Below are 19699 nucleotides of genomic sequence, written 5' to 3'. Positions count from 1 at the left end.
GATCAAAAGTGCTGATCTAACACAGAGGAGGGAGCCAGCCCATGGGCCGCGCCTACCGCCGGTGGAAACGCCGCCGCCGCCAGCAAGTCAGACTCTTGCCGCATGTCCCGTCCGATTTTCTTGTACCGCCGCCCATTCCGCCCGGATTTGGCATCGTCGGGGAAGAGTATTTTGAAGAGACACAGCTGATCACCGGGCAGGTCTTTTTTGATGACCCGTTTTACAATGTTTTGTCTCCGCCGCCCTTTGGCCCGGCCGACCCGACATTTCCGCAGTGGCAAGCGGTGATGGCGGCAGCAGAAGCGCGCTACGCTGCCTGCCCGGTTGGACAGGAAACGCAGGAATGTGCCATCGCCCGGGAAGCGTACTACGAAGCGACGCGCCAGTACGCCTACGTCCTCGACAACATCTACGGACTCGACCGCCTCCAGCCCGACCAGCCGCAGCAAAAAAATCGTACCTGAGCAGTTGCAATCTGCTCAGGTACGATTTTTCGTTCTCGCCCTGCTGCCGGGCTGCTGCTGCTGCTGCTGTTGCTGTTGCTGTAGAGGCTGCATTTCAGGCGGCAGTCCCTCTGCGTTCAGGATCGGAGCGATCTCTTTGTGAATCTTATCTTCAACAACCTGATTGGCCTGCGCTTGTGTGATTTGCTCGGTGATCTCTTCCGAACGGGCCTTGATGGCGCCGCTGGTTCCAATCTGCAAAATCGACGAGTTCGACATCGTATTGACGCTGAGTGATCCAATCCTGATCGTTTGATTGACGCGCATCGATTCACCTCCCGTTAGAAAGCGCTGATCACGTTTTCGTCCAGCACATCATTGTCATTGGTGTTCGTCGAGGAGATCACGTTATACGTTTGCGGGAAGTCACCCGTATTAAACGATCCGGAACCGGCATACGTTTTGGCTGTCGTTTTCGGAGAGATAAGACCTACATCCCCGATGCTTAATACTCCGCCAGAAGAGATGTTGATCACTTTTAGATTGCCGAGAATCGCAGGCACGACGCCACCACCTCTGCTGCCTAAAATCTTTTCTCTAGGCAGTCTATGCATGTCAGCTGTCATGGGTGAAAGCCCGCACCCTTTCCTCTGCTTCGACATATCCTGCCTTTAGAGACTTGTATGAACAAAGGAGCGAGTGCCATGCCATCCGTGGTCGGAGGTCCGATCAAAATTGTCAGCATCTCAGGCGGCACCGTCATCTTTGGCGATTCCGGATTTATCGCGCCCAAAGAAGCAGCAAAAAGCTACAGCGGTTCCGGCGGCGGCCTGACCGGAGATTTCGCAGTATCGATCAACGGGATCAACAACACCTCGACGTTCGATCCTGATGTCGTCGACGGCAGCACCAATTCCGGGGTGTAGGCGGATGTTTAAGCGAACGCGCGCCAAACAGACCATCGTACAGGAGATGATCGTGCTCGCCGTCGGCAACTCCGGCGTCGTGCAGATCGGCGATGTCTGGCAAGGCGTTGATCCGTTTGACTACAGCGAAGCATATTCCGGATACCGCGGCGCTCCCAGTTTCGCTTCCAAAGGCCGGTTTGAAGAACCGATTGACACTCGGGTGCATTTTGCAAACCAAGTGGATGAAGAAGTGCGCGATGCAAATATGTGGGGCGGCACATTGGAAGCCTTTCGTCCCAATACAAGAGGTGTGGACCCCAGGTGAAAAAAGTCAAACTCAAAGTGGTCAACAACGGCGACCTGCAAGTCGGGATGTTCAAGATCAACTCGATCTCCTCGTCTTCGGTCGTGCTGCTTGGCGATACGGAAATCATCACGCCCCAATCCGTTTCCATCTCGCGCGGGGTACGGCCAGTTGCCTCGATCGTTCCGGCGACGACCGGACCGGTGGGAGCGGTGCGATAAAAAAAGACCCTCTGCAAAAGAGGGTCTTTTTTTGCTGAACTTGTTTGCTGAACGGATTACTCAGCCAGCAGTTTTTTCAGCTCTTCGGTCAGGATCGGCACGATGTCGAACAGGTCGCCGACGATGCCGTAGTCTGCCACTTTGAAGATCGGAGCTTCCGGATCTTTGTTGATCGCCACGATCACTTTGGAGTTGGACATGCCTGCCAAGTGCTGGATCGCACCGGAGATGCCAACTGCAAAGTACAGGTCCGGCGTTACCACCTTACCGGTTTGGCCGATCTGCAGCGCGTAGTCGCAGTAGTCTGCGTCGCAAGCGCCGCGGGATGCGCCGACAGCTGCACCGAGGACTTCCGCCAGTTCGTACAGCGGCTTGAAGCCTTCTTGCGACTTGACGCCGCGGCCGCCGGAGACGATGATTTTCGCCTCGGACAGGTCAACGCCGCCGGTCGACTTTTTCACAACTTCTTTGATGAAGGTGCGCAGGGAGCCAGCCGGGAGTTCTGCCCATGCCTTGGCAACTTTTTCAGCGGAGCGGGACGTGTCCGCTTCGTCTGCAGTCAAGTTGTTCGGGCGGACGGTCGCAAATACGATGTCGCCAGCGACGGTGTTTTTGGTGAACGCTTTGCCCGCGTAGATCGGACGGGTGAAGACGAGGTTGCCGCCGTCTTCGGTCACGTCGATGATGTCGGACACTTGACCGGCAGCAAAACGTGCAGCCAGCTTCGGCGCGAGGTCGCGGCCGATTGCGGAGTGCGACATGAACACGAGGTTCGGGTTCACTTCTTTGATCATCGCTTCGAGAACGGATGCGTACGCATCCGGCACGTAGTTCTCAAATTGCGCGTCGTCAGCCACCAGCACTTTGTCAGCGCCGTAGTGAGCCAGCGCGTCGGTGTTGATGTTTGCGCCGTTGTTGCCGATGATGGAAGCGACAACCGTGCCGCCGTTCGCCAGTCGCTTTGCAGCGGACAGCATTTCAAAAGTCACGTTGCGGACCGCGCCGTTGCGCAGGTCTGCCAGTACGAGAATTGTTCTGCTCATGTGTAGTGCTCCTCTCTGTCTTTCGAGTTCAAGATCCCTAATTTACAGGACTTTCGCTTCGGTGCGCAGCAAGCCGACCAGTTCTTTGACGCGCGATTCGTTGTCGCCTTCCAGGATGCGGCCGCCGGATTTTGCTGCCGGCAGGAACGTTTCCAGAACTGCGGCTTTCTTCGCGATATCGCCAGCTACGTTCAGGTCGCCTGCGCCCGGATTCGCGAGCGGCTTCTTGTTCGCTTTGCGAATCCCGATCAGAGACGGGTAACGCGGATCGTTCAGGCCTTGCTGGGCAGTAACGAGGATCGGCAAGTTGCCGCCGACGATTTCGAGGTCGCCTTCCGCGTCGCGGTGCGCCACCACATCGGTGCCGCTTACTTCCAGCTTGGTGATCGTGCTCACGTGCGGGATGTTCAGGAGCTCGGCCAGACGGATCGCCACTTGGCCGGAACCGTCGTCAACCGCCTGGTTGCCGCAGAGGATGATGTCATAAGACTGATCTTTCAGGTAAGCAGCCAACACGTTGGATGCCGTATATTCATCGCCAAAGAGAGACTCGTCGGTGATGTGCACCGCTTCGTCAGCGCCCATCGCCAGCGCCGTGCGCAGCGCTTCTTGAGCGCGCTCCGGGCCGATGGTGATGACGGTCACGGAACCGCCGTTTGCATCACGCAGTTTGATCGCTTCTTCAACCGCATACTCATCGTACGGGTTCATGACGAAGCGGACGCCGTCTTCTTTGACTTGGCCGTTTTCGACAACGATCTTTTCCTCAGTATCAAACGTTTGTTTGAGGCACACGAAAATATTCATCGGTGTGAACTCCTTTCAGACTTGAAATCCAAGTGTTATGCATTGCTATGCGCGAAGTCCGCCTACCATCACATCGTAAACCGGCTGAACTTGTGACGCCAAGCTGTACTTGGCACCGGTGAGTATCCACGCGGTCACAGTTTCGTCCATCGTGCCAAAGATCATGCGGCGGGCAATTCTCTTATCCATACTTTCCCGAAACACGCCGGATTCGATGCCCTTCAAGATGATCTGGTCGATGATTTGGTAATACGGGCGGATGATGTCGCCGATCTGCTTGCGCATTTCCGCATTGGACTGGCGCAAATGAACTTGTGTAAACATCGCCAAATCAGGATTGACGCCAAAGATGCCAAAATAGATCGTGATCAATCCTTTTAAAGATTCGGCCGCATCCCCGTCTTCGAGCTTCAACTCGTCGTGGATCCGGTCGACAATCGTGCCGATCGTCTCGCGGAGAATCGAGATGAGAATGTCTTCTTTGTTCTTGAAATACAGATACACAGTACCATCTGCGACCCCCGCCTCCCTCGCAATCTTAGAGATTGGCGCATTGTGATAGCCGGCTTGGCCAATCACTTTGACGGCGGCATTGAGGATCGCCTCGTACTTTTCATTGTTCTTCTTCTGTGCGATCGTCCTCACCTCAATGAATGAGTGTCCATTCATTTCATAATTCTATATTAGAATAGCCAGTCAAATCCGTCAACCAAAAAAGCGGCCTCCCAATCCGGGAGGCCGCTCTGTTTATTCACTTGCAATATGTACCCCGCATGTGCCGTCGAGCCCCATGTTTCAGAACCTGCTCTCGCAGGTGGGTGACCCGTCCAAAGTGATCTGACTTCCCAATCGTCTTTTGCAAGAGGTGGGCCTGCCATACACCAAAGAGTTCTGTCTCCCAAGAAACACTCAAGGTTCAAAACAGTTGGACCCTAACGAACACTGCAGGAATATGTAGTTCTGTTTGTTGTTTGCCGTCTCACCGTGGTACTAGTGTTGCACCGAAGCGATGTCTTTATCCTACAGGATTCCGGCGCGCATCTCAACTTCCGACTTGAAACAAACGCTCGTAAAAGAACGAGCAAAAGCTCTGAAAGAAGGAACTGAGATTGTGAGAGATGATCATCTGCCGCCTGCTGCGCTTGCTAAAATCGCTGAGCAAGCAACGGCATCAAGTCGGGCGCAATCACCTCGATCGAGTTCAGATAGCTGCTCAGATACAAGAGCAGAAAAGCCAGCGTATCTGCGCCTGCTGCCACTGTGCCAAGCTCGCTCCCGTCGAGCGGAAAATAGCGCACTTCCCCGGTCGCCGGGGTCTGATAGACGACCAGACCGACGTCGAGCACAAATACTGCGCTTACCCGCTCCGGCAGCGGCCACGCTGCCTGCTCGCCGTTGAGCGTCTCTGCGATCTCTTCTAAAGACAGCTCGCTGGTCCGCGCCACGATCACGCCAAGCGTATACGGATGAGCGCTGATCAGCTCCAAGCCGCCGGTGAAGCCTTTCTTTGTCACCTTCTGCAGCCTGCGCACCTCGCGCAGTTGCCGCGCTTCTTCGACGAGCAGACCGGCGGTCAGCGCCTCCAGGGTCTGCAGCGCCGCTCCGGCCGTCTCCGCCGGGATCAGCATCCGCTTGCCGGCGGAGAGCTTTGGCGTGTGCAGCCGGTCATACAGTACGACATCGCTCTCGTCTGCCGCCGTGCCGTCCAGCGAAAAGATCTGCCCCTGCACCGCGCCAAACTTTTCGGGCAGCTTCTCTTGCAAAAATTCAGCCAACTGCTCCCGAAACGGAGCGTGTCCGGCAAGTTCACATTTTGTTCACTTCTTATTCCTTCATAAACTAAGGACCACAGTTCTTGCACAGCATCCTCTCTCCCTTGTCGCAATGTCTTTCCCCCAGTATCGCAGACATGATATCCTTTTGCCAAATTCGTGGCACCCTAAGCTGAGTTTTCCGGTGCTGAAAGGAGATGCCCTATGCTCATCTTTGAACTCATGATCATCCTCGTCGCCACCAAGCTCGCCGGAGATCTGGCCGCCCGGCTCGGGCAGCCTTCCGTTCTCGGCAAACTGCTGATCGGCCTGATCCTCGGCCCTTCCGTGCTGGGCTGGATCGAAAATACGGACGTCCTGAGCGAAATTTCGCAGATCGGCGTCATTTTGCTGATGTTTATCGCCGGTCTGGAAACGGACCTCAAAGAATTCAAACGCTCCGGCAAGGCGGGTGCGCTGGTCGGCTTGGGAGGTATCGTCGTACCGCTTGGACTCGGCTGGCTCTCCGGGCTTGCCATCGGCTTAGATACGCTGGAAGCGATCTTCCTGGGCCTTTTGCTCTCCGCGACCTCCGTCTCGATCACCGTGCAGTCCCTGCGCGAGATGGGACAGCTGAACACCCGCGAAGGCAACACGCTGATGAGCGCCGCTGTCATCGACGATGTGGTCGTCGTCATCCTGCTCGCCTTCCTGCTTGGTTTTGCGGGCGGCGACGTCAACCTGCCGCTGTTGATCGGCAAAAAAATCGCCTTCTTCCTGATCGCCATCCTCGTCGGTTGGAAAGCGGTGCCGTGGCTGTTGCAAAAATTTGTCCCGCTGCGCGTCACCGAAGCGGTGGTCACGATGGCGCTGGCGTTGTGCTTCCTCTTCGCCTGGTTCGCCGAACTGACCGGCGTCGCCGCGATCATCGGCGCGTATATCGCCGGGGTGGCGATCTCCCAGACCAAACAAAAAGCAGAGGTGATGCACAAAACGGAAACGATCGCCTACTCGATCTTTGTCCCCGTCTTTTTCACCTCAATTGGCGTGATGACCGAAATCCAAGGCATCGGCGGCAACTGGTGGCTGGTCGTCGTGTTGAGCATCATCGCCGTCTTGACGAAATGGGGCGGCTCCGGCGTCGGCGCCAAGCTGGCCGGATTCTCCACGCCAAGCTCGCTCGCCGTCGGGGCCGGGATGGTCTCGCGCGGCGAAGTGGCCTTGATCATCGCCGCGATCGGCCTGGAGGCCGGACTGCTCGACAATTCCCTGTTCGCCGTGCTGGTTGTCGTGGTGCTGGTGACGACCGTGCTCACCCCGCCGCTGTTGAAAATGACCTTTCCGAAACAGCAGTAACAGAAAAAGGCTCCCGATCCGGGAGCCTTTCTTCTATCTATCTGTTACAGCTTAAACGTGGACACCGAATCCTGCAGCTCGCTGGCCATGCGGGCCAGCAGGTTGGAAGCCGCATTGATCTCTTCCATCGACGCGGTCTGCTCTTGCACCGTCGCTGCGACCTGCTGCGTGTTGCCTGCCGCCTGGTCGGAGAAGGAAGCGATGGTGTCGATGGCCTGAATCAGTTCCTGTGTGCCAACGCTCACCTGCTCCACCGCTGCCACCGTATCCTGCGCCTGTCTGGCCAGGGCGTCGACCGCCGAGTGGATGCCTTTGAACGAATCGCCGGTCAGATGGATCATCCGAATGCCTTCGTCAAACGACTTGGTGCCTTCGTTCATCGAAACGATCGCCACGCCCGCATCCGTCTGCACTTCCCCAATCAGCGCACGGATGTGGTCGGCTGCCGATGCGGACTGCTCCGCCAGTTTGCGCACTTCGTCGGCGACGACCGCAAAACCTTTGCCTTGCTCGCCGGCGCGGGATGCTTCGATCGCCGCGTTCAGTGCCAGCAGGTTGGTTTGACCGGCGATGGAAGTGATCAAGGCCACGATCTGACCGATCTCGTCGGTCTTTTGGCCCAGCTTGTTCAAAACTTGTGCGGTGCTGTGGATCTTCTCGGTGCTGGTCTCCATCTGCTTGATCGTCTTGTCCACCACTTCATGCCCGTCTTTGGCGCGTTCGGTTGCGATGCGCGTCGAGTCGGTCACCGTGGCGATGCCGGATACGATCTGGTCGATGTTCACCTTCATGTCGGTCACGATCGTCGTCGTGTCGGTCACGCCTTGCAGTTGCTTGTCCGCCCCCGAGGACACTTCCTGCACCGACGCTGCGATCTGCTCCGCTGCGCGGGCCGTATGATCGGCGCCCGCCATCAGTTGCTCCGAAGTCGCCGCCACCTGTGTAGAGTTCAGCGACACCTGGTGCAGGATGGTGCGCAGGTTTTGCACCATTTTATCAAAATCACGGCCAAGATCGCCGATTTCATCACGGGATTTCAAGTTCAGCGCTTCCAGCGTCAAGTCGCCGTCCGACATCTTTTTCACCTGTGCGGCCAGACGATAGACCGGCGTGGTGATCATGCCGGAGATGACCAGTACGACAACGATCGTCAGCACGATCGCGCCGATGGAGAGCCCAAGCACGAGGTTTTTTGCCTTGTGGTTGATCGACACCGCTTCTTTGGTTGTCGCCGCGCCGAGGTCCTGGTTGATCTGCTTCAGGAGATTCAGCTGTTCGGTCGCTTTGTCATAGGCGACCAGCGACGCTTCGTCTGCCGTGGCAAAAGCTTCCGGATCGCGCGCTTCGGCAGCAGCGAGCAAGAGCGGAATCTGGGTGTCAAATTTCGCGTACTCGACAGCAAACCCATCGTACAGCGCTTTCTCGTCCCCGGTTTCCGACAGCTCTTGAAACTTCGGCAGCATCTCCGCCACCGCTTTTTGTTCTGCGTGGATCTTGTCGATGACCGCCTGCGCATCTTCCGGCGACTGCGCCATCCGCATGCGGGTCATCAAGCGCTGCAAGTTGGTGACTTTCTCATTGATCTCACCAGCCAGCACCACGCTTGGCATCATGTGCCCGTCTACTTCCATGGCTTTTTGCTCCATGTTGTTCATCTGCATCACCGCGACAGCCCCAGTCGCGATCAGCAACAACAAGACGAGGAAAAAGCTGACGAATAATTTCAAGCGTACTGAAAATTTCATGTAATTTGCCCCCCCATTGCCAACACTTTAATTTTTTGTCATAAATCGACACGATTTCGACATATCTGATTCTTATAATAAATGATAACAGTTGAATTTGAAAGCAATTTTTTATAAGCCGTTGTGGCGTATAAATATTAACCCATAAACAAAGGCTCCCCGCAGGGAGCCTTTTGTTTATTTTTTACAATTTGAACGTGCTGATGCCGTCTTGCAGTTCGCTTGCCATCTTGGAGAGCAAGGTTGCCGCGCTGGCGATTTCCTCCATCGAAGCATTTTGCTCTTCCACCGAAGCTGCGACCTGCTGGGTGTTGGCGGCCGCCTGTTCGGAAACGGCGGCGATGCCTTCCATGGCGCTGACCATCGTCTGCGTGCCGGCGCTGACCTGCTGCACGGCAGCGGCCACTTCCTGCGCCTGGTCGGACAAGGTCGAGACGGACGCCAGAATCTCACGGAACGCCGCACCGGTGTCCCCGATCAGGCGCACCCCGTCTTCCACCGCCCGGGTGCCTTCCTCCATCGAAGCGATCGCGCGCCCGGTGTCCGCCTGCACCTCGGTGATCAGGCGGCGGATGTGATCGGCCGCCTCGCCCGACTGCTCGGCCAGCTTGCGCACTTCATCGGCCACGACGGCAAATCCTTTGCCATGCTCGCCTGCTCTTGCCGCTTCGATCGCGGCATTTAACGCCAGCAGGTTGGTTTGCCCGGCGATCGACGTGATCAGACCGACGATCGCGCCGATCTCTTCCGACTTTTTGCCGAGGTCATTGATCACATCGGCCGTCGAGTTCACCCGGTCCCCGATCACTTCCATCTGCGAGACGGTGCGGTTGACGACATTTTGCCCGTCGGTCGCTTTGCCTGTCGCCCGCAGTGAGGAATCGGTGACCCCTTGGATCGACTGGGCGATCTGCCCGACGCTTTCCGAAATGTCGGCGACGACCTGTGTGGAATCTTGAATGCCCTGCAGCTGTTTTTCTGCACCAAACGAAACGTCCTGCACCGACTGCGAGATCTGCTCAGCAACGATGGTGGTCTGGTCGGCGCTTGCCGTCAGCTCCTCAGACGTTGCGGCGACCTGCTCGGAATTGAGCGCCACCTGCCGGAGCAAGGCGCGCAGGTTGCCGGTCATCTTCGTGAAGTGGCCGGACAGTTCGCCCACTTCGTCGCGGCTCTTGATCTTCAGGTCTTCCACCGTCAGATCGCCTTCTGCCACCCGCTGCACCTGTGCGGTCAGCCTGCGGATCGGCTTGGACATGTTGCGTGCCATGTACGATGTAATCCCGATGCCGATCAGATAGGCGATGACCGACAGGATGATGATCAGCGTCCGCGACTCTTTGACGACTTGAACCGATTGGTCGGTCGCCTGATTCCCTTCCTCGACATGCAAGTTGACCAGTTCAAGGGAGGTATCGCTCGCCTTGATAAACACTTTTTGCGCTTCCGTATTCAGTTCCAGCCACTCTTGATCGCGGATCGAGTTATCCAGCAATCTCGGAATTTGCTGCTTATAGGTTAGAAAAGAAGCGTTCATGCTTTGGAACAGCTCCTGCTCCTGCTCATCCTCCAGCATGGTGCTGTAATCTTTCATATGCTTGTCCAATTCAGCGATATGATCGGTCAATTTGGTGTTGAGACGATCGATTTCGGACGGCACCTTCTCCAGACGAATCCGCAACACCAAACGGTTCAGTTCCATCACGTCGGTCCGCAGGTCGGCCAGCATCACGATGCTTGGCAATACCTCCTGATCGATCTGCTCAGCATCTTCATATACCAGATTTAAATTGACAACCGTCGTAATTGCCGTTCCCGCCAGCATCAGTAAAATGATCGTAAAGGCCAGTATCAACTTGGTTCGAATGCTAAATTTCATGCCTAGGCTCCTTCCACCCGAATAAATATCATAAATAGATGATCTTTAAAATTCATCTTACTGAAAACAAAATCCTGCTTTACACGAAAAAAATTCCCCTTTCCAACAGACTCCCCGCGTTTAAAACGGGGTCTGTCAGTCCGGGGCTGGCTGCTGCTTTGCGTCGCATTTCACTAGCCGATCGATCCCTTCATTTCGAAGTTGATCAAGCGGTTCATCTCCACGGCATATTCCATCGGCAACTCGCGGGTGAACGGCTCGATAAAGCCCATCACGATCATCGTTGTCGCCTGCTCTTCGCTCAAACCTCGGCTCATCAGGTAGAACAGCTGATCCTCCGACACTTTCGAAACGCTCGCTTCATGCTCCAAGGTCACGTCGTCGGTGCGCACATTGTTCTGCGGGATGGTGTCAGAACTGGAATCCGGGTCAAAGATCAGCGTGTCGCATTTGATGTTTGCTTTCGATCCCCGCGCTTTGGGGCCAAATTCGCACAGGCCGCGGTAGGTGGTCTTGCCGCCTTGTTTGGAGATCGATTTGGAGACGACGGTCGAGGTGCAGTCCGGCGCGAGGTGGACGACTTTGGCTCCGGCGTCCTGGTGCTGCCCTTGGCCGGCGACGGCGATGGAGAGGATCGTGCCTTTTGCGCGCGGGCCAAGCATATAGACAGCGGGGTATTTCATCGTCAGCTTCGATCCGATGTTGCCGTCGACCCATTCCATCGTCGCGTCCGCATAAGCGACGGCGCGCTTGGTGACGAGGTTGTAGATGTTCGGCGCCCAGTTCTGGATCGTCGTGTAGCGGCAGCGGGCGCGGTCTTTGACGATGATCTCGACGACGGCCGAATGCAGGGAGTCGGTGGAGTAGATCGGCGCTGTGCAGCCCTCTACATAATGTACGAAACTGTCATCTTCAGCGATGATCAGCGTGCGTTCAAACTGGCCCATGTTTTCCGAGTTGATCCGAAAATACGCCTGCAGCGGCACCTCGCAGCGCACCCCTTTTGGCACGTAGACGAACGAGCCGCCCGACCAGACCGCCGAGTTCAGCGCGGCGAATTTGTTGTCGGAGGGCGGGATGATGCTGCCGAAATACTTTTTGAAAAGCTCCGGGTGCTCGCGGAGTGCCGTGTCGGTGTCGGTGAACAGCACGCCTTGGCTGACCAGGTCTTTTTGGATCGAATGGTAGACGACTTCCGACTCGTACTGCGCGGAGACGCCGGCGAGAAACTCCCGTTCCGCCTTGGGAATGCCGAGTTTTTCAAACGTGTCTTTGATCTCCTCCGGCACCTCGTCCCACGTTTTTCCTTTGCGGTCGGCGGGCTTTACATAATAAGTGATATCGTCAAACTTAAGCCCGGAAAGATCGCCGCCCCAGTTCGGCAAGGGCATCTTTTCAAAGAGCTCCAAGGAGCGCAGGCGGAAGTCGGTCATCCAGCCCGGCTCGTTTTTCATGCTGGAGATCTCCTCCACCGTCTTGCGGGTGAGCCCTTTGCCGAAGCGGACGAGCGAGACGTGCTGATCGGCAAATCCATACTGGTAGCCCGGCAGATCGGGCCGCTGTTTTTCATCACTCATCAAGGTGTCCCTCCCCTTCCTGTAGCGCTTGCAGCAAGGCGTTCCAGACCAGCGTCGCACATTTGACGCGGGCCGGAAAGCGCGCGACGCCGGCAAAGACTTCGAGATCGCCGAGGCGCTCGCCGTCCGCCTGCTGGCCCTGCACGAGCTTGCGGAATTCTTCGTCGAGCAGGAGCACGTCAGCGAGGGGCTGCCCTTGCACCGCTTCGGTCAGCATTGAGGCCGAAGCGATGGAGATCGAGCAGCCTGTGCCTTGGAAAGAGGCGGCTTGCACAAGGCCGTTGTGGATCGTCAAGTATAACGTCACGTCGTCGCCGCAGGTCGGGTTTTTCAACTTCACTCCAACAACGCCGTCTTGTACACGGAAGTTGCGCGGCTGCTGGGAGTGGTCGAGGATGACTTGGCGGTACAGTTCTGCGAGGTTCATACGTCAAACAGCCCCTTTGCTTCGCGCAGGGCGGCGGTCAATGCGTCGACATCTGCGCGGGTGTTGTAGATGCCAAAACTCGCCCGAACGGTCGCCGCCACGCCCAGCCATTTCATCAGCGGCTGTGCGCAGTGGTGTCCGGCGCGGACGGCGATGCCCGCAGCGTCGAGCACGGTTGCCACGTCGTGCGGATGGACGCCGCCGAGGTTGAACGAAACCACCCCGCCCCGCTTTTTCGGGCCATAGAGCGTGAGGCTGTCGAGGGTGGAGAGCTGGTCGTAGGCGTAGGCGGTGAGGTCGGCGATGTGTTGTTGGATGGTGTCGCGCCCGCGAGCTTCGAGGTAGTCGATCGCAGCCGCCAGCCCGGCCGCTTCGGCGATTGGCGGCGTGCCTGCTTCGAGTTTCCACGGGGCGTCTTTCCAGGAGGCGTCGAGCAGTTCGACCTCGTCGATCATCTCTCCGCCGTACTGCACCGGTTCGGTGGCGGCGAGCAATTCCCGTTTGCCGTACAGGACCCCGATGCCCGTCGGACCGTAGAGCTTGTGTCCGGAAAAAGCGAGGAAGTCGCAGTCGAGCGCCTGCACATCGAGCGGATGATGCGGAGCCGACTGGGCGGCGTCGACGATCAGCACCGCGTGGTTTTGGTGCGCGAGGGCGGCGAGCTCTTGGATTGGATGAATGGTGCCGAGAACGTTGGAGATGTGGGCGATGGCGATGGCGCGGGTGCGCGGCGTGATGCATGGGGCGGCTTTTGCCAGATCGAGGGTGCCGTCCGCTTCGAGCGGCAGGAAGCGGAGCCGTGCTCCCGTTTGTTTGGCGGCCATCTGCCACGGGATGAGGTTGCTGTGGTGTTCGGCGACGGTGGTGAGGATTTCGTCGCCCGGCTGCAGGCGGGGCCGCAGATAGCCGCTGGCGACGAGGTTGAGCGCTTCGGTCGTGCCGCGCGTGAAGACGATCTGCCGCGCAGAGTGGGCGTTTACGAACCGGGCCGCTTTTTCCCGCGCGCCTTCGTAAAGGTCGGTGGCGGTGGCGGCGAGGGCGTACACGCCGCGATGGACGTTGGCGTTTTGCGTGGTGTAGTAGCGGTGGAGCGCATCGAGCACAGGCTGCGGTTTTTGTGTGGTGGCGGCGCTGTCGAGGTAGATCAGGGGCTTGCCATTCATGTGTTGCTTCAAGAGCGGAAAGTCTTGTTTCATGGCGACGCCTTCCTTTCGATCCAGAGCTCGAGCAGTTCGGTCATGTCAGGGGCGAGCGGTGACAAAAAGCCGCTCAAGAGCAGCCGCTTTGCCGCGCGCTCCGACAGCCCCCGCGACATTAGGTAGAACAGCGGCTCGGGCGGCAGTTGGCCGACGGAGACGGCGTGGTCGCATTTGACGTCTTCTTCGTCGATTAAGAGCATCGGCAGGGCTTTGGCGCGGGCTTTTTCACTGAGCAGGAGCATTCGCGCATCTTGTACGGCGTTGGTGCCGACGGCGTTTTTTTCGATCTGGGAGATGACGCGGGTGTTGGTCTCCGCTGCCCCGGTGACGACGCCGCGCGTGCGGATCGAGCTGGATGTGTGGCGGGCGATGTGCCGGGCGGTCAAGGTCAGGTCGAGGCGCTGGGCGGCATGGCTGAGTGCGGCAACGTCGATTTTCGTTTGAGCGTTGTCGCCGGCCAGCACGCTTGTGATGTCGGCGGTGACGGCGCCTGCGGAGCCGTCGAGGAACAGCCACTCGACCTGCGCGTCGCGCTCGGCCTTGGCGCGGGCGAAGGTGTGGCGTGTCATGGCGGCGTCATGCTCCCCGATGGAGGCGATGCGCACCCGGGCATTTTTTTTGGCGAAGACTTCGCTGACGAGGATGGAGAAGGCGGCCTCTTCGAGCTTGGAGACTTCGCCGGTGAGCAAGGTTACGTCGCTGTTCTCTTCGGCGACGACCAGCACGCGCGGATGCAGGGTGCCGCCGCCTGTGGTGCGGTGCCACCACGCTTGGAGCGGGACTTTGACGCGGATGTTTTTCGGGACGTAGAGAAACAGGCCGGCGTTCCACACGGCGGTCTGCAGGGCGGCCCACTTGTGTTCGGCGGGCGGGATCAGTTGTGCGAGATACGGGCGCACCAACTGCGGGTAGACGCGGATCGCTAAGGACAGGTCGACGAGCAGCACGCCTGCTTTGGCGAGGTTGGCTTCGAGGTGGTGGACGGTGATCCGGCTGTTGGCGTAGGAAAGGCGGTTGCGTCCCGTTTTGAGAAACAGGTGCTCCGGCTCGAACAGGTCGGGACATGGCGCGGGGGTGCGGGCTGCCGGGAAGAAGCCGGTGTTGGGGTGCGTTGTCTGGGGGGTGGAGAGCTGTTCATAGTGTGTGAGCGCAGCCAGGCGCAGGTCGCGCATCCAGTCGGGTTCGAGCTTTTCGGTATGGAGCTTCTGCACGCGCTTTTGTTCTGCCGTGTCGCTTGTCATGGGGCCCCGCCCCCTTGGGGATCGGCGGGATCTTGTGGTTTCAGCCAGTCGTAGCCTTTTGCTTCCAGTTCCTGTGCCAGCTCTTTGCCGCCGCTTTTGACGATGCGGCCGCCGATCAGGACGTGGACATGGTCGGGCGCGATGTATTCGAGCAGGCGCTGGTAATGGGTGATGATCAGCACGCCCATCTGCGGCGAGCGCAGGCTGTTGACCGCTTGGGCGACCACTTTCAGCGCGTCGATGTCGAGCCCGGAATCGATCTCGTCAAGGATGGCGATGCGGGGCTTGAGCATGGCCAGTTGGAGGATTTCGTTGCGTTTTTTCTCGCCGCCGGAGAACCCTTCGTTGAGGTAGCGGTCGGCAAATTTGCTTTCGATGCCAAGTGACGCCATCTCTGCTTCGAGCTGTTTGCGAAACGGCAGCACGCCGATCTCTTTTCCGTCCGGCTGCCGGGCGTTGACGGCGGTGCGCAGGAAGTTGGCGTTGGACACGCCGGCGATCTCGCTTGGGTATTGCATGGCCAGGAACAGCCCGGCCCGCGCCCGCTCATCGACCTTCATCGCCAGCAAGTCCTGCCCGTCCAGCGTGGCGCTTCCGCCGGTCACTTCATAGCGCGGGTGGCCCATCAAGGCCAGTGACAAGGTGCTTTTCCCCGTCCCGTTCGGGCCCATGATGGCGTGCACTTCCCCGCCTTTGATGTCGAGGGACACCCCGTTAAGAATCGGCGTGCCGCCTGCGCTGACTTGCAATTGATGCAGTTTCAACTCTGCTTGCGTCATCGTTCATCCCTCCTTCAGGCGAATCCTGACTACAGAAGTCAACTTTCTATAGGATCAGCATATGTACCACGCCTGCAGGTGGTACTGAAAATGAAAAACCCTCAGAGAACAAGTCTCTGAGGGGGAAAGAAGATTATGATTGAATGGTGACTCTGAAAACCAGATTCGAGAAATCCACATCACCATAGCCATTGCTGCAATGCAAGATCGACTCGCTGTCACTGATTGGTTCGATGACAATTCCTGCGTTGTTGATCCAAGCGTTTGGCTCTTTTTCGCCGGGATAACACCACACATTCCAGATCCGTAAGATCCCGTCTTGTTTTTTGGGGTAACAAACAAAAGGTATTTGATCAGGAGCAAAATTTGTCCAGAAAATAGGCCGCTTCACTTTTCCTTCTGAAAATTCCACTTCCCCTTTTCTTGAATCAACTGAGACCTCGATTCCTTGTTCAAGCTCCGAATTGGCGCTGATCAACTCAAGTGTTACTTGTTGCCCCTTTGAGACCGATGCTGTAAACCCCATGGAAACCAATTTGCCTTCATGCTCGAATGGTTTGCCTTGCGTCTCGATAAATATCTCTGATAATGCTTTGGACATACACTAGGTCACTCCTGTGTATACGAATGTGATGCTCATGGACAAAAAATATAATATTGAAATGGAGGACTTTGCCTTGAACCTGGAAGAACGGCAAAAGAAGATAACAGAATTGAAACGAAAACAGAAACAACAGAACCTGCTCAAAGGGTTGTCCCCGCGTATCGGCCTTACACCGGAATCGTTTCTCACGGTGGAAGAAACGCAGCGCTTGCTTCATGCTGCTTTTCAGAAAATCGATCGTGCTGACAACTTGGCAAAATCAGAGCCGAGTATAGAATCTTTCATACAACGGTTGTCGGACACCTTGGCAGAAGTAGTCCTTCCACCCGATACAGAAGTGATTCTGTTTCTGTACGAGGAGGGAGAGATTGAAGCTGTAAAGTTGGAGTTCCGGGCACTTCAAGAAAATTTCTCCCTTTTGCTGCCTTTAACAGGCTTTACCCAAGGACGATTTGACATCCTGATCGTGCAGCCTCAATTGAGGTTTGGTCTTTGTGTGGAACGCGGTGAGTATGAGTACACTTTTGCATCATGGGGATTTTAAGTAAGACATACAAGAAAACCCGGCGCGCCGCACGCCGGGTTTTCTGCGTCTCCCACTCCTCTGTTTTTTACTCCGCTTCGGTTGCTGCTGCCTGCCCTGCTTCCGTTTGCACCGTCAGATTTGTACCGTTCGTTTGCTGTGACTGGGGTTCCTCGGCCATGACGAAATCTCCTGTGGCGAATCCGAGCAGCATGGCGATGAGGAACACTTTCACTCCGGGACCTCTCATCTCTGCGACACCTCTGTTTTTTCCGATTCTCAAAATGTGTATTCATGTATCAAGACGCGTAGAAGCCCTGCTGAGTTTCTTGGAAAATGAAAAAAGGACATGCCAGGCATGCCCTTTTTTCAGGATGTTCCGTCGTGCAGTTGGTTGAGTTTGTCTTTGATCTCTTCGGCGAGCCGCTGCAGTTTGCCGATGTCTTCGCTTTGTGTGTCGTGGAAGCGCTGGTGGAACTCGGCTGCCATCTCGACATGGCCGGAGACGATCAGCTTTTCGAGGTTGCGCAGGATGTCTTCTACGGTGTTTGATTTGGTTTCGAACAGGATCTGCGCTTCGAGGATCTCTTCGCGGATCCCCGACATCTCGTTGTCGAGATGAAAGGACGCCTCGGCTGCGGCGACGAGGCGCTGGCGGACTTTTTCCGGGATGTTGCCGCGGTATTTGTAGTTCAGGGAATGCTCGATCGTCGCCCAGAAGTTCATCGCCAAGGTGCGGATCTGGATCTCGGCGAGCAGTTCGAGCTCTCCGTCTGCGGTCTGCACCGGGTAGCTGACGATGAAGTGGTAGGAACGGTATCCGCTTGGCTTGCGGTTGGTCACGTAGTCGCGCTCTTCGACTACGACCATGTCTTTGCGGTTGCGCAGGTGCTCCGCGACGCGGTGCATATCTTCGACGAACTGGCACATGATGCGCAGGCCGGCGATGTCAGGGACTTTTTCGACCTCTTCGAGCGGGATGTTGAGAAACTTCGCCTTCTCGATGATGCTGGACACTTTTTTGACGCGTCCGGTCACAAATTCGATCGGTGTATACTCTTCTTTGCGCTTCAGCTCGGAGCGCAAGGAGCGCAGTTTGACTTTGAGTTCTTCGACTGCCTGTTCATAAGGTATCAAGAACGTCTCCCAATCACGTCCGTACACTCGGGACGCCCCCTTCACTTGCGACATTACAAAGCTAAGTTATGTGGAACCAACCTCGTTTCATGCAGAGAAATGATAGACAAGATTCGACTAGAAGCGCTCTTGGCCATATTCTTTGATGAAGGATGGCGTATGTACGCGGGCATACTGGATGCGGCCTGCTTCGTTGGTCTGCCAGTGCAGGGTCACCGGAGTCCACACGCCGCGGTCTTTGAAGACGGCGACGGTCTGGTGGTAGCCTTTTTTGGAGTTGTTGGGGTTCTGGATGTCTGTCTCCAGCAGGCGCGCGCCCATCAGGTCGGCGTATTCGGCGGTGAGGACAGTTTCGTTGGGCATGTATTCGATCAGAATGGACTGAATGGCGGTCAAGTATTCCGGGTAGTTCATAGGTTGTGGTGCCTCCTTCGGGACTAGCTTTTCTACAAGAGATGATAGCACATTTGGAAAGCATTTTCGATGCGGGATTTTAATGATGGAATTCGGTGAAGGATTTCGCTGGCTGGCCTTGAAGTGATATCTATAACAAAACTGTGCAGAGAAAGTAGGCGGAATGATGCTCGATCCGAGAATGACGAAGTTGGCTGAGACGCTGGTGAATTTTTCGACGAATGTGCAACCTGGTGAGAATGTGCATATTGATGTGACGGAAATTGATATGGCTTTGGTGAAGGAAGTTGTAAAGGCGGTACATAAGGCTGGAGGCAATCCGTTTGTGACGGTACGCCATAATGAGGTGCAGCGTCAGTTGCTGATGAACGCGACCGAAGAACAGCTGCGCGTGTGGGGCGAGAGTGAAGCGGCTCATTTGGATAAGATGGACTGCTGGATTGGGATTCGCGGCGGGAATAATATTTCGCAGTTGTCGGATGTGCCTGCTGAGAAGATGGACTTGTACAATAAGGTCTATCGCAGCCAGACCGGGCCGAAGATTATGGGCTGCCGGTGGGTGACGCTGCGTTATCCGACCGATGCGTTTGCTCAGTCGGCGAATATGAGTACGGAAGCGTTTGAGGAGTTTTATTTTAATGTTTGCACGCTGGACTACGCCAAGATGTCAAAGGCGATGGATGCGCTGAAGGAACTGATGGATCGGACGGATAAGGTGCGGCTGGTCGGGCCGGGGACGGATTTGTCGTTCTCGATGGCCGGCATTCCGTCGGTGAAGTGCGACGGGCATGTGAACATTCCGGATGGCGAGGTGTATTCGGCTCCGGTGCGCGATTCGGTGAATGGCGTGATTTCGTTTAATGCGGCGACGAATTATCAGGGCTTTACGTTTGAGAATGTACGGTTTGTGTTTGAGGATGGGAAGATTGTTGAGGCGACTTCGAATGATAATGAGCGCATTAACAAGATTTTGGATTCGGATGAGGGTGCGCGGTATATTGGGGAGTTTTCGATTGCGTTTAACCCGTTTATTAAGCATCCGATGCTGGATACTTTGTTTGATGAGAAGATCGACGGGTCGTTCCATTTTACGCCGGGGCAGTGTTATGACAATGCGTTTAATGGGAATAAGTCGGTGATTCATTGGGATATTGTGAATATTCAACGTCCGGAGTATGGCGGTGGGGAGATTTGGTTTGACGGTGTTTTGATTCGGAAGGATGGACGGTTTGTGGTGCCGGAGTTGGAGGCGCTTAATCCGGAGAATTTGGTTTAAGGAAGGGCCCCTCCGGTGGAGGGGCTTTTTTTGTGGTCTGTGTTGGTTGGGTGGTCGGGTCCGGG

24 protein-coding genes and 1 other RNA gene are annotated in these 19699 nt (G+C 56.4%); 7 read left to right on the top strand and 18 right to left on the bottom strand.

Annotation, left to right across the window (positions count from 1 at the left end; translation table 11 throughout):
- Window positions 1-41: 41 nt before the first annotated feature.
- A complete protein-coding gene (locus tag CBW65_RS11875; RefSeq protein WP_087457008.1) occupies window positions 42-464 on the top strand; it encodes a hypothetical protein in 423 nt (140 codons plus the stop codon).
- A 15-nt stretch (window positions 465-479) separates the two neighbouring features.
- Here CBW65_RS11875 and CBW65_RS11870 read toward each other — a convergent pair whose 3' ends face one another.
- Entirely contained in the window at window positions 480-770 is a 291-nt protein-coding gene (locus CBW65_RS11870; RefSeq protein WP_087457007.1) for a spore germination protein GerPB, read from the bottom strand.
- A 14-nt stretch (window positions 771-784) separates the two neighbouring features.
- A complete protein-coding gene (locus CBW65_RS11865) occupies window positions 785-1006 on the bottom strand; it encodes a spore germination protein (RefSeq protein WP_087457006.1) in 222 nt (73 codons plus the stop codon).
- A 141-nt stretch (window positions 1007-1147) separates the two neighbouring features.
- Here CBW65_RS11865 and CBW65_RS11860 point away from each other — a divergent pair, with 141 nt between their 5' ends.
- The 3 genes from CBW65_RS11860 to CBW65_RS11850 are packed head-to-tail and all read left to right on the top strand — an operon-like array spanning window position 1148 to window position 1876.
- On the top strand, window positions 1148-1369 hold the full coding sequence (locus CBW65_RS11860; protein WP_087457005.1) for a spore germination protein: 222 nt from the start codon (window positions 1148-1150) through the stop codon (window positions 1367-1369).
- A 4-nt stretch (window positions 1370-1373) separates the two neighbouring features.
- The gene (locus CBW65_RS11855) at window positions 1374-1676 is read left to right on the top strand and encodes a hypothetical protein (RefSeq protein WP_087457004.1); all 303 of its coding nucleotides are present in this window, start codon (window positions 1374-1376) and stop codon (window positions 1674-1676) included.
- Entirely contained in the window at window positions 1673-1876 is a 204-nt protein-coding gene (locus CBW65_RS11850) for a hypothetical protein (RefSeq protein ID WP_087457003.1), read from the top strand. Before CBW65_RS11855 ends, CBW65_RS11850 begins: the two co-directional genes overlap by 4 nt.
- Before the next feature lie 56 nt (window positions 1877-1932).
- Here CBW65_RS11850 and CBW65_RS11845 read toward each other — a convergent pair whose 3' ends face one another.
- From CBW65_RS11845 to CBW65_RS11825, 5 genes are all read right to left on the bottom strand, one after another.
- The gene (locus CBW65_RS11845; protein WP_087457002.1) at window positions 1933-2919 is read right to left on the bottom strand and encodes an electron transfer flavoprotein subunit alpha/FixB family protein; all 987 of its coding nucleotides are present in this window, start codon (window positions 2917-2919) and stop codon (window positions 1933-1935) included.
- Between the two features lie 42 nt (window positions 2920-2961).
- Complete coding sequence (locus CBW65_RS11840; protein WP_087457001.1) at window positions 2962-3726, bottom strand: electron transfer flavoprotein subunit beta/FixA family protein; 765 nt, start codon at window positions 3724-3726, stop codon at window positions 2962-2964.
- Between the two features lie 45 nt (window positions 3727-3771).
- Window positions 3772-4371 carry a fatty acid metabolism transcriptional regulator FadR gene (locus CBW65_RS11835; RefSeq protein WP_232463489.1) on the bottom strand — a complete coding sequence of 200 codons (600 nt, stop codon included), beginning with the start codon at window positions 4369-4371 and terminating at the stop codon, window positions 3772-3774.
- Between the two features lie 117 nt (window positions 4372-4488).
- Window positions 4489-4680: non-coding RNA, 6S RNA (ssrS, locus tag CBW65_RS11830), on the bottom strand.
- Between the two features lie 191 nt (window positions 4681-4871).
- A complete protein-coding gene (locus CBW65_RS11825; protein WP_087456999.1) occupies window positions 4872-5501 on the bottom strand; it encodes a DUF6602 domain-containing protein in 630 nt (209 codons plus the stop codon).
- A gap of 201 nt (window positions 5502-5702) precedes the next feature.
- On the opposite strand from CBW65_RS11825, the gene CBW65_RS11820 reads away from it, so the two are divergent.
- Window positions 5703-6833, top strand: coding sequence for a cation:proton antiporter (locus CBW65_RS11820; protein ID WP_087456998.1), 1131 nt, complete (start codon window positions 5703-5705; stop codon window positions 6831-6833).
- A 44-nt stretch (window positions 6834-6877) separates the two neighbouring features.
- Here the strand turns inward: CBW65_RS11820 and CBW65_RS11815 are convergent, their stop codons facing one another.
- The 8 genes from CBW65_RS11815 to CBW65_RS11780 form a co-directional block, all read right to left on the bottom strand.
- On the bottom strand, window positions 6878-8578 hold the full coding sequence (locus CBW65_RS11815; protein ID WP_087456997.1) for a methyl-accepting chemotaxis protein: 1701 nt from the start codon (window positions 8576-8578) through the stop codon (window positions 6878-6880).
- Window positions 8579-8762: 184 nt separating this feature from the next.
- On the bottom strand, window positions 8763-10457 hold the full coding sequence (locus CBW65_RS11810; RefSeq protein ID WP_087456996.1) for a methyl-accepting chemotaxis protein: 1695 nt from the start codon (window positions 10455-10457) through the stop codon (window positions 8763-8765).
- Window positions 10458-10630: 173 nt separating this feature from the next.
- Window positions 10631-12034, bottom strand: a complete 1404-nt coding sequence (gene sufB, locus CBW65_RS11805; protein WP_087456995.1) for a Fe-S cluster assembly protein SufB — start codon at window positions 12032-12034, stop codon at window positions 10631-10633.
- Window positions 12027-12461, bottom strand: coding sequence for a Fe-S cluster assembly sulfur transfer protein SufU (gene sufU, locus CBW65_RS11800; protein ID WP_087456994.1), 435 nt, complete (start codon window positions 12459-12461; stop codon window positions 12027-12029). The genes sufB and sufU overlap by 8 nt, the downstream gene beginning before the upstream one ends.
- Complete coding sequence (locus CBW65_RS11795) at window positions 12458-13657, bottom strand: cysteine desulfurase (RefSeq protein ID WP_087456993.1); 1200 nt, start codon at window positions 13655-13657, stop codon at window positions 12458-12460. Before CBW65_RS11795 ends, sufU begins: the two co-directional genes overlap by 4 nt.
- On the bottom strand, window positions 13654-14901 hold the full coding sequence (locus tag CBW65_RS11790) for a SufB/SufD family protein (RefSeq protein WP_087456992.1): 1248 nt from the start codon (window positions 14899-14901) through the stop codon (window positions 13654-13656). Before CBW65_RS11790 ends, CBW65_RS11795 begins: the two co-directional genes overlap by 4 nt.
- Entirely contained in the window at window positions 14898-15680 is a 783-nt protein-coding gene (sufC, locus tag CBW65_RS11785) for a Fe-S cluster assembly ATPase SufC (RefSeq protein WP_087456991.1), read from the bottom strand. Before sufC ends, CBW65_RS11790 begins: the two co-directional genes overlap by 4 nt.
- Window positions 15681-15813: 133 nt before the next feature.
- Window positions 15814-16281, bottom strand: a complete 468-nt coding sequence (locus CBW65_RS11780) for a hypothetical protein (RefSeq protein WP_087456990.1) — start codon at window positions 16279-16281, stop codon at window positions 15814-15816.
- A 37-nt stretch (window positions 16282-16318) separates the two neighbouring features.
- Here CBW65_RS11780 and CBW65_RS11775 point away from each other — a divergent pair, with 37 nt between their 5' ends.
- A complete protein-coding gene (locus CBW65_RS11775; RefSeq protein ID WP_087456989.1) occupies window positions 16319-16828 on the top strand; it encodes a YxiF family protein in 510 nt (169 codons plus the stop codon).
- A gap of 67 nt (window positions 16829-16895) precedes the next feature.
- Here CBW65_RS11775 and CBW65_RS24230 read toward each other — a convergent pair whose 3' ends face one another.
- From CBW65_RS24230 to CBW65_RS11765, 3 genes are all read right to left on the bottom strand, one after another.
- Window positions 16896-17042 (bottom strand): hypothetical protein, encoded by a 147-nt coding sequence (locus tag CBW65_RS24230; RefSeq protein WP_157721906.1) that lies wholly within the window; start codon window positions 17040-17042, stop codon window positions 16896-16898.
- 134 nt (window positions 17043-17176) lie between these two features.
- Window positions 17177-17971, bottom strand: a complete 795-nt coding sequence (locus tag CBW65_RS11770; protein ID WP_087456988.1) for a GTP diphosphokinase — start codon at window positions 17969-17971, stop codon at window positions 17177-17179.
- Window positions 17972-18061: 90 nt separating this feature from the next.
- On the bottom strand, window positions 18062-18358 hold the full coding sequence (locus CBW65_RS11765) for a hypothetical protein (protein WP_087456987.1): 297 nt from the start codon (window positions 18356-18358) through the stop codon (window positions 18062-18064).
- 166 nt (window positions 18359-18524) lie between these two features.
- Between CBW65_RS11765 and CBW65_RS11760 the strand changes: the two genes are divergently transcribed.
- Window positions 18525-19634 carry an aminopeptidase gene (locus tag CBW65_RS11760; RefSeq protein ID WP_087459213.1) on the top strand — a complete coding sequence of 370 codons (1110 nt, stop codon included), beginning with the start codon at window positions 18525-18527 and terminating at the stop codon, window positions 19632-19634.
- Window positions 19635-19699: the final 65 nt, after the last annotated feature.

This window comes from Tumebacillus avium (assembly GCF_002162355.1).
In the GTDB taxonomy this organism is placed as follows: domain Bacteria; phylum Bacillota; class Bacilli; order Tumebacillales; family Tumebacillaceae; genus Tumebacillus_A; species Tumebacillus_A avium.
This window is presented reverse-complemented; position numbering and strand designations above follow the sequence as displayed.

Coding starts and splice junctions, on each gene's coding strand:
- CBW65_RS11875 (WP_087457008.1), top strand. CDS start 42: ATGGGCCGCGCCTACCGCCGGTGGAAACGCCGCCGCCGCCAGCAAGTC.
- CBW65_RS11870 (WP_087457007.1), bottom strand. CDS start 770: ATGCGCGTCAATCAAACGATCAGGATTGGATCACTCAGCGTCAATACG.
- CBW65_RS11860 (WP_087457005.1), top strand. CDS start 1,148: ATGCCATCCGTGGTCGGAGGTCCGATCAAAATTGTCAGCATCTCAGGC.
- CBW65_RS11855 (WP_087457004.1), top strand. CDS start 1,374: ATGTTTAAGCGAACGCGCGCCAAACAGACCATCGTACAGGAGATGATC.
- CBW65_RS11845 (WP_087457002.1), bottom strand. CDS start 2,919: ATGAGCAGAACAATTCTCGTACTGGCAGACCTGCGCAACGGCGCGGTC.
- CBW65_RS11840 (WP_087457001.1), bottom strand. CDS start 3,726: ATGAATATTTTCGTGTGCCTCAAACAAACGTTTGATACTGAGGAAAAG.
- CBW65_RS11820 (WP_087456998.1), top strand. CDS start 5,703: ATGCTCATCTTTGAACTCATGATCATCCTCGTCGCCACCAAGCTCGCC.
- CBW65_RS11815 (WP_087456997.1), bottom strand. CDS start 8,578: ATGAAATTTTCAGTACGCTTGAAATTATTCGTCAGCTTTTTCCTCGTC.
- CBW65_RS11810 (WP_087456996.1), bottom strand. CDS start 10,457: ATGAAATTTAGCATTCGAACCAAGTTGATACTGGCCTTTACGATCATT.
- sufB (WP_087456995.1), bottom strand. CDS start 12,034: ATGAGTGATGAAAAACAGCGGCCCGATCTGCCGGGCTACCAGTATGGA.
- sufU (WP_087456994.1), bottom strand. CDS start 12,461: ATGAACCTCGCAGAACTGTACCGCCAAGTCATCCTCGACCACTCCCAG.
- CBW65_RS11795 (WP_087456993.1), bottom strand. CDS start 13,657: ATGAAACAAGACTTTCCGCTCTTGAAGCAACACATGAATGGCAAGCCC.
- CBW65_RS11790 (WP_087456992.1), bottom strand. CDS start 14,901: ATGACAAGCGACACGGCAGAACAAAAGCGCGTGCAGAAGCTCCATACC.
- sufC (WP_087456991.1), bottom strand. CDS start 15,680: ATGACGCAAGCAGAGTTGAAACTGCATCAATTGCAAGTCAGCGCAGGC.
- CBW65_RS11780 (WP_087456990.1), bottom strand. CDS start 16,281: ATGTCCAAAGCATTATCAGAGATATTTATCGAGACGCAAGGCAAACCA.
- CBW65_RS11775 (WP_087456989.1), top strand. CDS start 16,319: ATGGACAAAAAATATAATATTGAAATGGAGGACTTTGCCTTGAACCTG.
- CBW65_RS11765 (WP_087456987.1), bottom strand. CDS start 18,358: ATGAACTACCCGGAATACTTGACCGCCATTCAGTCCATTCTGATCGAA.
- CBW65_RS11760 (WP_087459213.1), top strand. CDS start 18,525: ATGCTCGATCCGAGAATGACGAAGTTGGCTGAGACGCTGGTGAATTTT.